Annotated in this window: 13 protein-coding genes; 1 reads left to right on the top strand and 12 read right to left on the bottom strand. The window is 36.8% G+C overall.

Annotated elements, in window-relative coordinates:
* Window positions 1-32: 32 nt before the first annotated feature.
* The 4 genes from speD to ACIQXH_RS06630 all read right to left on the bottom strand — a co-directional run bounded on the left by speD (window position 33) and on the right by ACIQXH_RS06630 (window position 3,957).
* Window positions 33-848 carry an adenosylmethionine decarboxylase gene (gene speD / locus ACIQXH_RS06645; RefSeq protein ID WP_402873080.1) on the bottom strand — a complete coding sequence of 272 codons (816 nt, stop codon included), beginning with the start codon at window positions 846-848 and terminating at the stop codon, window positions 33-35.
* Window positions 849-1,204: 356 nt separating this feature from the next.
* Window positions 1,205-2,503 carry a trypsin-like peptidase domain-containing protein gene (locus ACIQXH_RS06640; protein ID WP_403080553.1) on the bottom strand — a complete coding sequence of 433 codons (1,299 nt, stop codon included), beginning with the start codon at window positions 2,501-2,503 and terminating at the stop codon, window positions 1,205-1,207.
* 137 nt (window positions 2,504-2,640) lie between these two features.
* Complete coding sequence (locus tag ACIQXH_RS06635; protein ID WP_403122806.1) at window positions 2,641-3,318, bottom strand: oxidoreductase; 678 nt, start codon at window positions 3,316-3,318, stop codon at window positions 2,641-2,643.
* 60 nt (window positions 3,319-3,378) lie between these two features.
* Complete coding sequence (locus ACIQXH_RS06630; protein ID WP_403122802.1) at window positions 3,379-3,957, bottom strand: histidine phosphatase family protein; 579 nt, start codon at window positions 3,955-3,957, stop codon at window positions 3,379-3,381.
* A gap of 344 nt (window positions 3,958-4,301) precedes the next feature.
* Here ACIQXH_RS06630 and ACIQXH_RS06625 point away from each other — a divergent pair, with 344 nt between their 5' ends.
* A complete protein-coding gene (locus ACIQXH_RS06625) occupies window positions 4,302-4,832 on the top strand; it encodes a DUF2179 domain-containing protein (RefSeq protein ID WP_403122798.1) in 531 nt (176 codons plus the stop codon).
* 40 nt (window positions 4,833-4,872) lie between these two features.
* On the opposite strand, the gene ACIQXH_RS06620 is transcribed toward ACIQXH_RS06625, so the two are convergent.
* The 8 genes from ACIQXH_RS06620 to glgB all read right to left on the bottom strand — a co-directional run bounded on the left by ACIQXH_RS06620 (window position 4,873) and on the right by glgB (window position 13,729).
* On the bottom strand, window positions 4,873-5,151 hold the full coding sequence (locus ACIQXH_RS06620; protein ID WP_402873097.1) for an HNH endonuclease: 279 nt from the start codon (window positions 5,149-5,151) through the stop codon (window positions 4,873-4,875).
* A 47-nt stretch (window positions 5,152-5,198) separates the two neighbouring features.
* Window positions 5,199-5,495, bottom strand: a complete 297-nt coding sequence (locus ACIQXH_RS06615) for a hypothetical protein (RefSeq protein WP_403122796.1) — start codon at window positions 5,493-5,495, stop codon at window positions 5,199-5,201.
* Between the two features lie 113 nt (window positions 5,496-5,608).
* Window positions 5,609-6,364, bottom strand: coding sequence for an exodeoxyribonuclease III (locus ACIQXH_RS06610; RefSeq protein ID WP_402873103.1), 756 nt, complete (start codon window positions 6,362-6,364; stop codon window positions 5,609-5,611).
* Between the two features lie 77 nt (window positions 6,365-6,441).
* A complete protein-coding gene (cls, locus tag ACIQXH_RS06605; protein WP_402873106.1) occupies window positions 6,442-7,947 on the bottom strand; it encodes a cardiolipin synthase in 1,506 nt (501 codons plus the stop codon).
* A gap of 102 nt (window positions 7,948-8,049) precedes the next feature.
* Window positions 8,050-9,486 carry a glycogen synthase GlgA gene (gene glgA / locus ACIQXH_RS06600; protein WP_403122792.1) on the bottom strand — a complete coding sequence of 479 codons (1,437 nt, stop codon included), beginning with the start codon at window positions 9,484-9,486 and terminating at the stop codon, window positions 8,050-8,052.
* A gap of 13 nt (window positions 9,487-9,499) precedes the next feature.
* On the bottom strand, window positions 9,500-10,606 hold the full coding sequence (gene glgD / locus ACIQXH_RS06595; protein ID WP_402873112.1) for a glucose-1-phosphate adenylyltransferase subunit GlgD: 1,107 nt from the start codon (window positions 10,604-10,606) through the stop codon (window positions 9,500-9,502).
* Between the two features lie 16 nt (window positions 10,607-10,622).
* The gene (locus tag ACIQXH_RS06590) at window positions 10,623-11,789 is read right to left on the bottom strand and encodes a glucose-1-phosphate adenylyltransferase (protein ID WP_402873115.1); all 1,167 of its coding nucleotides are present in this window, start codon (window positions 11,787-11,789) and stop codon (window positions 10,623-10,625) included.
* Entirely contained in the window at window positions 11,789-13,729 is a 1,941-nt protein-coding gene (gene glgB, locus ACIQXH_RS06585; protein ID WP_402958830.1) for a 1,4-alpha-glucan branching protein GlgB, read from the bottom strand. Before glgB ends, ACIQXH_RS06590 begins: the two co-directional genes overlap by 1 nt.
* Between the last annotated feature and the right edge of the window lie 218 nt (window positions 13,730-13,947).

Genomic DNA, 13,947 nt, shown 5'->3' with positions numbered 1-13,947 from the left:
TTAACAAGTTATTCTTACCCAAGGTGCTAGTCTTACTTGGGTACCGAAACATTTGCCCCGTAAAAAATTTCATCCATTTCCGTTTGAAGCCTTTCGATAATTTCATCACGTTCAGTTGGTTTTAGTTTTTCTTCTGAATAATCAAATAGATAATTGTTTAGTTCGAATCTTTTCAGTTTACATTTAGTATGAAAGATATTCTCTTGGTACACATTCACATCGATCATATCGTATAATCCCTTTACTTCATCAGGGATATAATTTTGAATGGAATTTATATCATGATCGATGAACAATTTGCGACCATTTGTATCTCTGGTAAATCCTCGAACCCGATAATCTATCGTGATGATATCGGTGTCAAAAGAATGAATCAGGTAATTAAGTGCTTTTAATGGAGAAATTTCCCCACACGTAGATACGTCAATATCGGCCCTGAATGTACTGATTCCCTCATTGGGATGAAACTCAGGGTATGTATGAACCGTAATGTGGCTCTTATCCAACTGCATGACAACATTGTTCGGCAAAGGTCCAGGCGTTTCCTTATAGGTATCGGTGGGTACTTCTACGACGGGCCCCTCAGAAATAAGCATCGTCACGCTTGCTCCCTGTGGTATGTAATCCTGTTTGGCTGTATTCAAAACATGAGCTCCAATTAAATCCGATACATTCTTCAATATGCTAGAGAGTCTTTCCGCATTGTATTGTTCATCAATATATTCTAAGTATGCTTCACGTTCCTCTTTTGTTTTCGTATAACAAATATCATACATATTAAAACTTAATGATTTAGTAAGATTGTTGAAGCCATGAAGTTCAATTCTTTGCTCAGGTGTAATTTTCATGAACGATTCCCCTTAATTTTTTTACCAACCATATTTATAGTTACCCATTATTTGAGAATAGAAACTTTTAATTATCGTAGAGGAGTTTACCTATATATAACTTCTAAATTAAACTAAAATAGGTAATTGGAATTAAATGTATTTTCGATCTTTGTTTATATCTTAACTACTATTTAGACTTTAAATTAATATATTCTAGCGAGGTTATTATTGGAATAAATATTTTAGATATTTTAATATTCTATAAAAAAGGTGTTTTATTATTTTTTTTCTGGAAAATAGTGTTTTCAGGAAAAAATCCATCCCTGTTTAATCGGAATGGATTCTTTACAGTTATAAGTTTCAAAGCCCGTCATTTAATAGTCACTATCATCTTCATTGCCAACTTCATTACCTTCGTTATCCTCATAATTCTCGTAGTCTTCATCCTCATCTTCATAGTCATATTCTTCATCTTCGTCTTCATAACCATCTTCGTCAGAATAATCTTCGCCATCCTCAGCCAAGTCTTCGTTTTCATAGTCCGAATAATAATCTTCATCCATATCTTCACTATCATCTTCGTCTATAATTTCCTCTTCATAGTCCTCAAAGTCTTCGTACTCATCGTAGTCTTCAAAGTCTTCCTCTGATTCTGACCATTCATCTGGGATATCATAATAACTGTCTTCTTCATCATTATAATCGCCCCCCTCGAAATACCACTCACCATCTGATTCGTCTTCGTAATAATAACTGCCGGATTCATTGTAAAACAAATCGCTAATTTCCTGTTCTGAGAGTGGTTGAGCGATCCAGCCTTCGATTAACAGGAATATATCCTTTATTGGTATGCTGAACCCTACGGATTCATCCGTTATTAACCTTGCTGAATTAATGGCCACAGCCTTTCCTGTTTCCATGGAAACAAGAGGTCCACCGCTACTACCTGGAGCAATATGAGCTGACATTTGATAAATATTATCATATGAACGCTCTCCAATAAAGAAACTGCGATCCACTCCAGTTATGGTCCCAAGCGTTGCTGTATTCTCAAGGCCCAATGGACTGCCAAGTGCGACTACTTCCTGACCAATCTTGGCCCCTCCTGTTTTTTCAACATCAATTGGCTTTATCCCGGCTAATTTGGGAACTCTAATAATGGCTACATCTGTATCGGTGGAATAACCGATAACCTTTCCATTATACTCTGTGCCACCTTTATCTTTAATACTTGTTTCAAGATACCCTTCCACAACATGTGCATTTGTCAAGACATCACCTTTGTCATTAATTAAAAATCCAGAACCTTGGCTGTCCCCGGCAAAAATGGTATACACTTTTTTCTGAGATTCCTCGATGATCTGCGTGACACTTTGTTTTGTATCTTCTTTCATCTTCTCAACTGGCTTTGATGCAACCACCCTTGTTACTTCTTTCTTTTTCCCCGTTTCATTTTTATCTTTTTTGGTTTCTACTACAGTAGGTATAGTGGCTGTTTTTTTATTGTCCGCTTCATCCCAATAATATTTGATGGTCAACACAAAAGTTAATGTGCTTAAAATACTTAATATAACTAAGAATGGTATTAATTTAGATTTCTTTTTCTTATTCCCACAACTAGGACAATAGCGACCATCGCTTGATAGTTTCTTACCACATGTTGAACAAAACAAAAATATCACCTATTTCTCTAAGACTTTATACCTATTATATTGAAAAATAAGGAACTTGTATATCAAAATTCATAAAAATAAAAACGAGCCTCATATAATTGGCCCGCTTTCATTTTTTTATCTTATCAATCAAACTCCTAATATAGTTCTCTCTCATTAGCAAGTTCCTCAATTTCATTGGACTGGTACACATGGTTTCCTGAATTAACGGATTTTGCCGCAATACTCATGGCAGTAGCCACCGTTTCTACATGTATGGCGCGATATGGGCGAAGAGGTCCCACTAACAAAAATTTAAAAATCGAACTCAGTTTACCGGATATCTTTTCACCGATACGGAGTTCTTTTCGTTCTCCGATTAGTAACGAGGGGCGGAAAATATGTAGAGAATTTAATTTTAATTGCTTTAGTGTTTCCTCCATATCCCCCTTTACTCGACTATAAAAGAAACTTGATTTAGAGTCAGCCCCTATGGCACTTATCACTAACACATTCTCTACATTTGCCGCTTTTGCCAATTTTCCTGCCTCTATAACGTAATCATAATCAACTTTCCGAAAGGCTTCTTTAGATTTCGCTTTTTTAATGGTAGTGCCTAAACATATGAACACATCATTGACATGAAACAAATCTGCAAATTCTTTCATATTATCAAAATCGACAATATGCACTTTACAGACGGAATCTTTATACTCTAGTTCTCTTCTCGTAAATAGATGTATGGTTTGATAATCCTTACTAGTACATAACCTTTTCAATAGTTGGGTGCCTACAACCCCAGTTGCCCCTAAAACCAACGCAGTTTTCTTAGTCATGATTTCCTTCTTTCTCGTATAGGCTGCTTAATAGCAACCGAACGGTTAAATTAGAAAGGATTAGGACAAGTGATTCACTTGATTATAATCGGCTATAACCCATGAATCCATTTCAAACTTGATTGTACTAAGACAAGCATTGGATAATCTGGTCTGAGTCGATACAATCGTTTCATTCGACATCATACGTAGAATCATATGAATGACCGCCCCATGTGCAACTAAAATTACTTTCTTATCAGGATATTCTGCTTCAATATCCTGTAGGCCTTTCATAAGGCGTTCTCGTAAACTTTCCTGGTCTTCCTGATTAGGGTATTCTTTATTAAAAAATGTGGATTCCCTCTCATCAGCTGTCATTCCTTCAGCGTCCCCAAAATTCTTTTCAATGAATTCCTCTTTAATAATAATTGGGGAATCGATTATTTCACCTATAATATTGGCTGTAGCCCTTGCTCTTTTTAGAGGACTAGTAAAAATTACATCCCACTTGTCTTTGAATAAAAACTCTCCACACTTCCTGGCCTGCCTCTTTCCATTTTCATTAAGTGGTATGTCTGTTTGTCCCTGTAACCGTCCTTCTACATTCCAATCTGTTTCTCCATGGCGTACTATACAAATCGTTGTAATAACCTTCAACCCTTTCGTTTTAGAGTGGTGAACTTTTCACAGTTTTAAATTTCCTTTGCATGCTTTTGCAAGTGAACATGAAAATCCTTAATACAAGGCAATTTAACATGTATTCGAACAACAAGTGAAAGCGAGACACCTCTTCTCCACATGTGATAGATAGTTAGAACAATAATACCAAATTTAAGATCGATTTAGTACCTAGAACTACTACCTAAAAAAGTGATAGGATGTGCATGCCCATGTTCATGCATAATATTTCCATAGCTTTATTGGGTCCCATATGTTTAGATTATGGAAGATGTTTCATATAGAATAGTTAATGGACTTAATTAAAATGGAGAGGTGCCCAATTGAAGGAAATATTATTAATCTTATTATTACAACTTATTTATGTTCCCATCTATACATTACGTACCATATTCTTAGTCAAAAACTTAACCTCTTTGGCCTCTATTTTAGGCATAGCCGAGATGTTAGTTTATGTATTTGGACTATCCCTTGTATTTGGTGGAGACCAAAGCATATTGGCCATGGTTGTATATGCAGTTGGTTTTGGAATAGGTATCATATTCGGGACGAAAATTGAGCAAAAACTTGCTATTGGTTTTATCAATGTTACTGTTAATACACAGACAAAAAACTCCGATTTGATGGACACATTAAGGAACAACGGCTTTGGTGTTACTCTCTATACAGGCGAAGGTAGGGATAGTAACCGTTATCGGATGGAAATCTTAACAAAACGTAACCGAGAACAAGAATTAATTGCTACAATTGAAAAATTCGAACCTAAAGCTTTCATCATTTCTTATGAACCGAGGTATTTTAAAGGTGGATTTTTACTGGATCGTTTAAAGAATAGGGGAAGCATGAATAGATAAATAATACGAAGGCCCATCTAATTCAAGATGGGCCTCCGTATTATTTAGTTTTAGACTTTCTTGTTTTTACAGATTTGCTAGCAGGTTGCTTCTTGATCCATTTTATATATTTTTTCAAAGCTTCATCATCTTTTAACAAAATAACGGTATATAATCTTATGGCTAACTCCCGGTTTGAATATAAGGCATGAATTTGCTTGTGGCACGATTTACAAAGAAAAGCGGTTGGTAACTGACTGCCTCCTTCCTCCCTGGGCGTTAGATGGTGCACAGTCAGTTCTATCTCACTTCGAGAACAAAGCTCACACGTCCCTTGCATGGTTCCACCTCATCCATTAATGGTTCAATATTTTACCTTCTTCCACATTATGGAACATCAAATGTTCCATGTGATGAATTGGACCATACTCTTGCTCTTCTTTCCTCCATCCCTTGCAAATAAAGAACCATGAATTCATAACAATCATTTCTTGAAAATGAATAACAATCACTAGGATCATTGTTTTCTTCAGGATATAGCAGGATGAGATGGAAAGGAGTCCGTCTCCAATTTTGGTCAAAAAAGACAAAGCTACCTGCATTTTTTTCAAGTTCGAATAACCTTCGGAAACCACTTGCCCCTGCTTCAATAAATTCACTGGCTGTAAGCTTTTGTACTTGCATGCTATTCTATATGATTTTCTTGATGGAAGCTTGCAATAAACGTTCTCATCACGTCACCCCCCGTTAAACTGGATAACGGATAGTATATTCCCATACCATCAGATTTATCCTACTTAAAAGGCCGTTTCCAAGACAATTGGACAATGATCGCTACCCATTATATTTGAATGAATGCTAGCATCTTTTAAATCTACAGCCAACCGCTCCGAAACAATAAAATAATCAATCCGCCAGCCAATATTTCTTTCTCTTACCTTGCTCATATAAGACCACCAAGAGTATGAACCTTCTTTGTTTGGATAAAAATGACGAAAAGTATCAATGAAACCCGATTCTAACAAGTTAGTCATTTTACCTCTTTCCTCCAGGGTGAAGCCGGAGTTTCCAACATTCGTTTTGGGGTTTCTTAAGTCTATCTCGGAGTATGCTACATTAAGGTCCCCACAATAAATGACTGGTTTATTCATATCCAAGGCTTTTAGATATTCGATCATTTCATCTTCCCATTCCAAACGATAGTCCAGTCTCGTTAAATCTCGTTTGGCATTAGGCGTATACACGTTTACCATATAAAATTTTTCAAATTCAAGAGTTATTATTCTTCCTTCAGGCTCTTCATCTCGGTCACCAACTCCATATTTAACCGAAATAGGTTTTTCCTTCGTGAATATCGCCGTTCCTGAATACCCTTTTTTCAAAGCATAATTCCAATATTGATAATAGCCTTCTAAATCAAGTGTGATTTGCCCTTCTTGAAGCTTGGTTTCCTGCAGACAAAAAATATCGGCATCCACATCTTTAAAGTAATCTAAAAATCCCTTTTTTACACACGCTCTTATGCCATTTACGTTCCAAGATACCAATTTCATTTTTTATTCTATTCTCCTTATATCTATCTGTTTTGACTTCCAATCCTACTATACTATGATTTCTTAATGCATGCCCATCATAGAATATTGGAAAATAGTCGGGCAAATGATTCTTTTGAACGTTCCAATAGTGTCCTATTTTTATAGGTTAATGGATCAATCCTTTCACAATCTTTTATATCTTCTTGAAAATGAGTGGCTAAATCAGCAATGGAACTATTGCCCATCAAGAAGACATTTACCTCAAAGTTTAAATGAAAGCTTCGCATGTCCATATTTGCCGTACCTATCGAAGCCATGTCTCCATCCACAATGATTATTTTTTGGTGTAGGAAACCTTTTTTATAGGAGTATATTTCTACGCCAAATTGTAGAAGCTCACCAAAATAGGAGCGGCTCCCATACTGGGTTAAGAACCCGTCATTTACAGCAGGAACCATAAGACGAACTTGTATTCCTTTTAAAGCAGCATTCTTCATCGCAGCTTTAATTGCTTGATTGGGGACAAAGTATGGACTTGCTATCCAAACTGATTTGGTTGCAGTCGTTATGAGGGAAAAATAATAATCGCTCATGATTCCCTGCTGGGTATCGGGTCCACTCGCAACAACTTGGACAGCTCCATCTCCCTTTTCAAATTTATTCATTTTTGGTCGTTCTTCTAAGACATCTTCTCCACTTACATATTCCCAATCCATCAGGAATACGGTATGGAGCATATAAACAGCTTCCCCTTTAAGAACCATATGTGTATCACGCCAAAATCCAATGTTTTTATTTTTTCCAAGATATTCTTCCCCTACATTCAGTCCGCCAACAAAACCAATCTCTCCATCTATGATGATTATTTTCCGGTGATTTCTAAAATTGAATTTTTGATTAAAAAATCCGTGCTTTAACGGCGAAAATGGAAATATCTTCACACCTGCCTCTTTCATTCTATTGATTTCTTTATTTGCTAGACTTAAGCTTCCTGCTGCATCAAAGATAAATAATACCTCTACCCCTTCCTTTGCTTTTTCAATGAGGATATCGATGATTTCCTTACCAAGCCTGTCAGAACGAAAAATATAATATTCTATATGTATAAACTTTTCCGCCTTTTTTAACTGTTGAATGATTTCTGTAAATGTTTCATTCCCATTTTTCAATACTTTCGTTTCTGAAGATGTACTGATGGTTGTTTCTGAAGCATTCTTTGCAAAATCCGCAAAAGATTGCTGATGATTATTCAGAAACGATAAATCAGGAGCTGATATGTCATTGACAAGGTTCTTCCATTCTTCTCTATCTTTTCTTCTTTTAGATTGAAATAAATATCCTTTTAGATAAAGTTGACCTGAAAACAAATAGAAAATAAATCCGAAAACAGGAAAACAAAAAAGAACATACATCCATAAAAGTGTATCATGGGCAAATCTATTTTCTAGCATAAGTGAGATCATCGTAATAAGCATAACCAAGATATATAATCCCATAAAAAATAGCTTCACATTGAAGCTAGCATAGCTAAATAAAACCATATAAACAGATGCGATTAAAATAAATAAAAACACAATTTCCATTCTTCTTCTACTTTTCATTTTCATTCTCCTACAAATAATTTATATTTATATATACCCATGAAGTATGACAAAAGAAACAAAAACACTTACGAAAATTAATCGTAAGTGTTTTATACTGTCTTATTTTTTGATTGTTAATAAGCTTTCATATAAATCTATATATTCGGAAGATGAGGAATCCCAACTGAAATCTTCATTCATGGCATTTTCAGTCAACTGCTTCCATCTTTTTGGTTGGAATTTATACATTCCTACCGCTTGTTCAATAGTATGAAGCATATCATGAGCATTATAGTTCGTAAAACTAAAACCATTACCTTCGCCTGTAAATTGATTGTAAGGGATGACCGTATCACGAAGGCCACCAGTCTCTCTCACCAGCGGTAAAGCACCATAGCGCATTGCTATGAGCTGACCGATTCCACATGGTTCGAATTGTGACGGCATCAAGAAAATATCAGAGCCCGCATAAATCCTCCTGGCCATTCCTTCATCAAAATATGTGTTGGTTGATACTTGATTAGGATATTGCTCAGCTAAATTATGGAAAGCCCACTCATATTTTTCTTCGCCCGTTCCAAGTAATACGAATTGAATGCCTTGACCCATCATTTCATGGAAGACATGCAGGATAAGGTCTATCCCTTTTTGATCAACCAGCCGGGTCACCATTGATATAACTGGAACCTCATCATTGACTGGCAAATTCAATATTTCCTGTAATTCGCGCTTGTTTTTCATTTTCCCTTCATATGTGGAAAAAGGCACGGGTAAATATTCATCTGAAGCAGGATTATAGGATTCATTATCGATCCCATTTATGATACCTTTAAGATCCCCGTTCCGTTTACGCAGATAGCCATCCAGTTGCTCTCCATAATAGGGAGTCTGTATCTCTTCTGCATAACTTGGACTTACGGTTGTAATATAGTTAGAGAAGGCCAGACCCGCTTTAAGATAACTCACATTACCGTGAAATTCAAGACCATCCATATTGAAATACAATTCACTTAAATCCAACAATTCCGCTAGGACAGTTTTAGGGTAGACACCTTGATAGAGTAAATTATGTATGGTGAATACCGTTTTAATATTTTCATATAATGGATGTTTTTGATAATGTGCTTTCAACAAGACACTCACAAGACCTGTTTGCCAATCATGACAGTGGATGATTTCTGGGTGATCGTCTAAAAAAGGTATGGATTCTAATATGGCACGGGAAAAAAATGCAAACCTTTCACCGTCATCAAAATATCCATAACTTCCGTGTCTTTTAAAATAATATTCATTATCAAGAAAATAATATGTAATCCCATTGGCAACCAACTTTTCAATTCCACAAAATTGTTGGCGCCAGCCTACAGGGACCTCGATACTGGTCACGTGCGTCATTTCCTGTTTGATATGAAAAGGAAGGTCTTTAAACTTTGGAAGAATTACACTTACATTGACCCCCTGTTTTTTAAGTGCTTTTGGAAGTGCGCCTATCACGTCTCCAAGTCCTCCGGTTTTTATGAAAGGAGCGCATTCTGAAGCGGCAAATAGAACATTCATAGCTGTACCTCCATTAAATAACTTCTGCTTTCTTTATTACAGTTGGTTGTTGTAGGCCAATTACTTCTTTATCCCGTGTAATTCTAACTTCTTTATCCGTTATAATATTTTCTACGACTGCCCCTTCTTCTATCTCACCTTTTTGCATGATGATGCTGTTCTTTACGACTGCCCCTTTTTTCACCTTGACTCCTCTGAATAGAATACTGTTTTCAACTGTACCTTCAATATTACACCCATTGGCAATCAATGAATTAGTAACCTTGGAGGATTGTGTGTATTTAGCCGGAGCCTCGTTTTTAATTTTTGTATAGACATCCCATGTATCCCCAAAGAAAGTCCGAATGACGGCAGGATTCAAGAAATCCATATTACTCGAATGAAAACTTTCAATAGAATGTATGAACGGCATTTCTCCAGTGAAATGATAGCCTTTAACCGTAAAACGATGAAGATTGGCTTTAACCGCATCTTTCAAGAAATCGTATTCCCCATTGGCAACACAGCTCTTAATCAAATTGACCAAAAGGCTTTTACTGATAATGAAGGTTTCTAGACAAACATGGTCTCCCGGTTGAGGTATGGTAAAAAAGCTAATGTCGGTGATGGCGCCATCCGAATTCACTGAACATTTGTGGTAGATGGGTTTTTCAATGGATTCTCCCACATAATCTTTATAGACGACAGTGATATCCGCTTTCTCTTTTTTATGGTAAGCAAGCACTTCGTTAAAGTCCAATTTACAAACATGGCATCCAGGAGATATGATGACGGTGTCGGCATCTGCCCGTTCAAAAAAGCTGAGATGGTCATAAAATTGTTTCATGTCTCCAGTGACCGTTTCATCAGGATGTATAGGTGGCAAAATGAATAATCCACCTGAACGCCGGTCTAAGTTCCATTCTTTCCCTGATCCTAAGTGGTCCATAACAGAGAGGTATTTTTCCTTTGGAAAGACAGCGACCTTTGAAACATCCGCATGGATAAAGTTCGACATTGTGAAGTCGATTAGACGGTATCGTCCGCCAAATGGCACAGATGCCACATTACGGTGAGCAGTCAATTCTTTTAAATGTTGTTTTTCATTAATTAAATTGATGATTCCTAACACATTTTCCATTGCAGCTCCCCCTTGATCAATTAAGAGTTATCTTTTTTTTATTTGAATCAGTAATGGTCTGATTTTCTCCAATTAAGGTAATGTCAGAAGTCACGGTTGAATTACCTACCACTGCTCCGTCTTCAATCACGCAATTACTTGCTATGATACTTCTTTCAATGTGGACATTATTGCCAATGGTGACATTCGGCATTATGACCGAGTCTTTTATGGTTGAGCCAAATCCAACCTTGACATTATAGGATAAGACGGAATGGTCAATGTTCCCATAAATCATGCAGCCTTCATTCACGAGCGATTGTGTGACTTCCGCTTCTCTCGAAATATATTGTGGCGGATGATTAGCATTTCGGGCGAAAATTTTCCATTGCGGGTCATCTAACTGGAAATTAGGGTTTTCTTCCAATAAGTCCATATGGGCTTGCCATAGGCTCTCAACCGTTCCAACATCCTTCCAATATTCATTAAATCGATAAGCATACAATTTCTTTCTATCTTCCAGCATCTTTGGAATGATATTGCTGCCAAAATCATTGGAAGAATTCACATCTTTTTCATCATTTATAAGATATTTTCTTAATGTTTTCCAGTTGAAAAGGTATACACCCATTGACGCCAGATTACTCTTCGGGTATTTTGGCTTTTCATCAAATTGAGTGACCCTATCACCTTCATTCGTATTCATAATGCCGAAGCGGCTTGCTTCCTGCCAAGGTACTTGAATCACTGCTATAGTTGCCTCAGCAGATTTTTCGATATGATAGTCCAGCATTTTGCTATAGTCCATTTTATAAATATGGTCGCCTGAGAGGATTAACACATGCTCAGGATCATAGTTATCGATATACTGAATATTTTGATAAACAGCATTAGCTGTACCCTTATACCATTCCCCACCCTCTTTTCCTTGATAAGGGGGAAGGACAGAAACGCCACCCACATCTAAATCCAAGTCCCATGCTTTTCCGTTTCCGACATAATCATTAAGTATCAATGGCTGATATTGAGTCAGGACCCCAACCGTATCGATACCGGAATGAGTGCAGTTACTTAATGGAAAATCTATGATTCTATATTTACCACCGAAAGGAACTGCAGGTTTTGCCAATCCAATAGTTAATTCACCTAACCTTGAGCCTTGACCTCCTGCCAATAACATCGCAATCCACTTTTTTGCTCCCATTATTCGTTCACTCTCCCAGCCCTTTTTTTTGTTTGCTTCATAAAAATTGAAACCCCTAATGGAGGAACTGTAATATTCATACTGTATCTTTGGTTATGATAAGGTTCTTTTTTTACATGAAGAGGTTCTTGATTGATTTGTCCAGACCCTCCAAAGGTAAGGTCATCACTGTTAAATACCTCCATATACTTCCCTAGAGATGGGACACCAATTTTATGCTGATAGTGTGTCTGTTCTGAAAAATTACAAACCACGATACAATAATCTCCTTTTCGCTTACCTTTTCTCATAAATGTAAGAATGCTCTGGGAACGATTATTGGGATCTATCCATTCGAAACCATCCTGTACGTGGTCCTGTCGCCATAAAGATGAATGTTCTCGATAAAATTGTTGCAGGGTTCGAAAATAAAGAGCTAACTTTGTATGGGACTCATACTCCAAAAGAAACCAATCCAACTGTTCATCATCTTTCCATTCAATAAACTGTCCAAATTCCCCGCCCATAAAGAGAAGCTTTTTTCCTGGGTGCGTCATGAAATACCCGAGGAGCAAGCGCAAATTAGCAAACTTCTGCCAATAGTCTCCCGGCATCTTATTCAATAAAGACTTCTTTCCATGAACCACATCATCATGAGAGAAAGGCAAGACGAAATTTTCTGAAAATGCATAATGAAATGAGAAGGTTAAGAGGTTATGATGACTGGGTCTATCACTTGTTTCCAATTGCATATATCGGAGGATATCATTTGACCATCCCATATTCCATTTATAATTAAAGCCTAGACCTCCTATATCAGTTGGAGAAGTAATAAGGGGTCTATCTGTTGCTTCTTCAGCCATCATTAAGGCATTAGGATACTTATCAAAAATCACTTCATTCAATTTTTGTAAAAACCGAATCGCTTCTAGGTTCTCTTCCCCGCCATATTGGTTTTTAAGTTTTACTGGCAAGGGATTATCATGATTCAAATAAATCATGGAAGAAACGGCATCCACACGTACACCATCAATATGGTATACATCCATCCAGAACATCACATTAGATATGAGAAAACTAATAACCTCTGGTTTCGTAAAATCAAAATTAAATGTTCCCCATATTGGTCGATTAGCTCGATCAAATTCAATTGGTTCATAGAGTGGAGTACCATCAAAACAGCTAAGACCATGGGAATCCTTACAAAAGTGTGCAGGAACCCAGTCTAATATGACACCTATCCCTTTTTGGTGGCAAAGGTTCACCAAGTATTTAAAATCATTTGGAGATCCAAAGCGGCTATTTACTGAATAATAACCGGTCACCTGATATCCCCATGATTTATCGAAAGGGTGTTCCATTATGGCCATCAGTTCAATATGGGTAAATCCATTATCAACCACATACTCTACTAAGCTATCAGCCAACTCTCGATAGGTATAAAACTCGGACATCGCTGTCTGTCTCCATGTACCAGGGTGCACTTCATAAATGGACATGGGTTTTTGATAAACATTTCCCTTTTTCCTATCACTCAGCCATTTCGAGTCAGCCCAATCGAAGCTATTCAAACCATGGACAATGGAGGCTGTATCTGGTCTCTTTTCAGAATAAAAAGCATAAGGATCTGCCTTTAGAAATTGCTTATTTCCCGGTGAATGTATTTCGTATTTATACAAATCACCTTCTTTTAATCCAGGTATAAATAATACCCAGATACCGGAATTATCGATACGTTCCATAAAATGATCTGTACCGTCCCAATTATTAAAGTTTCCCACTACTGAAACTTTCTTGGCATGAGGTGCCCAAACCGCAAATCTTACACCTTCTATACCTGATGATGTTAGAATATGCGCCCCAAGCATTTTATAACTTTCATAAAGCGTACCTTCATGAAATAAATATAAATCAAAGTCACTTGGATAACTATCTTCTAGTTGGCCAATCATTGTCTTCATTTATCCGCCTCCATCAACATGAACAATATAAACTCGATAGCATATTCGTATCAATAAGTACCAGTTAATATATATATTCGTTAAAAATGGCATTTATCCTTCAAACAGAGGCGATATATTGTAATAAATGCCCTTTTCGCACTACCTTTAAACATTTTAATGGAAGAATACCCAATAAATGTAATAAAATACTTCCCCCAAAATAAATGTAAGCCCTT

It is taken from the genome of Peribacillus sp. NPDC097225, from assembly GCF_044761955.1.
Classification (GTDB): Bacteria; Bacillota; Bacilli; order Bacillales; family DSM-1321; genus Peribacillus.
This window is presented reverse-complemented; position numbering and strand designations above follow the sequence as displayed.

Coding starts and splice junctions, on each gene's coding strand:
- speD (WP_402873080.1), bottom strand. CDS start 848: ATGAAAATTACACCTGAGCAAAGAATTGAACTTCATGGCTTCAACAAT.
- cls (WP_402873106.1), bottom strand. CDS start 7,947: ATGAAAAGTAGAAGAAGAATGGAAATTGTGTTTTTATTTATTTTAATC.
- ACIQXH_RS06635 (WP_403122806.1), bottom strand. CDS start 3,318: ATGACTAAGAAAACTGCGTTGGTTTTAGGGGCAACTGGGGTTGTAGGC.
- ACIQXH_RS06615 (WP_403122796.1), bottom strand. CDS start 5,495: ATGCAAGTACAAAAGCTTACAGCCAGTGAATTTATTGAAGCAGGGGCA.
- ACIQXH_RS06620 (WP_402873097.1), bottom strand. CDS start 5,151: ATGCAAGGGACGTGTGAGCTTTGTTCTCGAAGTGAGATAGAACTGACT.
- glgB (WP_402958830.1), bottom strand. CDS start 13,729: ATGAAGACAATGATTGGCCAACTAGAAGATAGTTATCCAAGTGACTTT.
- glgA (WP_403122792.1), bottom strand. CDS start 9,486: ATGAATGTTCTATTTGCCGCTTCAGAATGCGCTCCTTTCATAAAAACC.
- ACIQXH_RS06590 (WP_402873115.1), bottom strand. CDS start 11,789: ATGGGAGCAAAAAAGTGGATTGCGATGTTATTGGCAGGAGGTCAAGGC.
- glgD (WP_402873112.1), bottom strand. CDS start 10,606: ATGGAAAATGTGTTAGGAATCATCAATTTAATTAATGAAAAACAACAT.
- ACIQXH_RS06610 (WP_402873103.1), bottom strand. CDS start 6,364: ATGAAATTGGTATCTTGGAACGTAAATGGCATAAGAGCGTGTGTAAAA.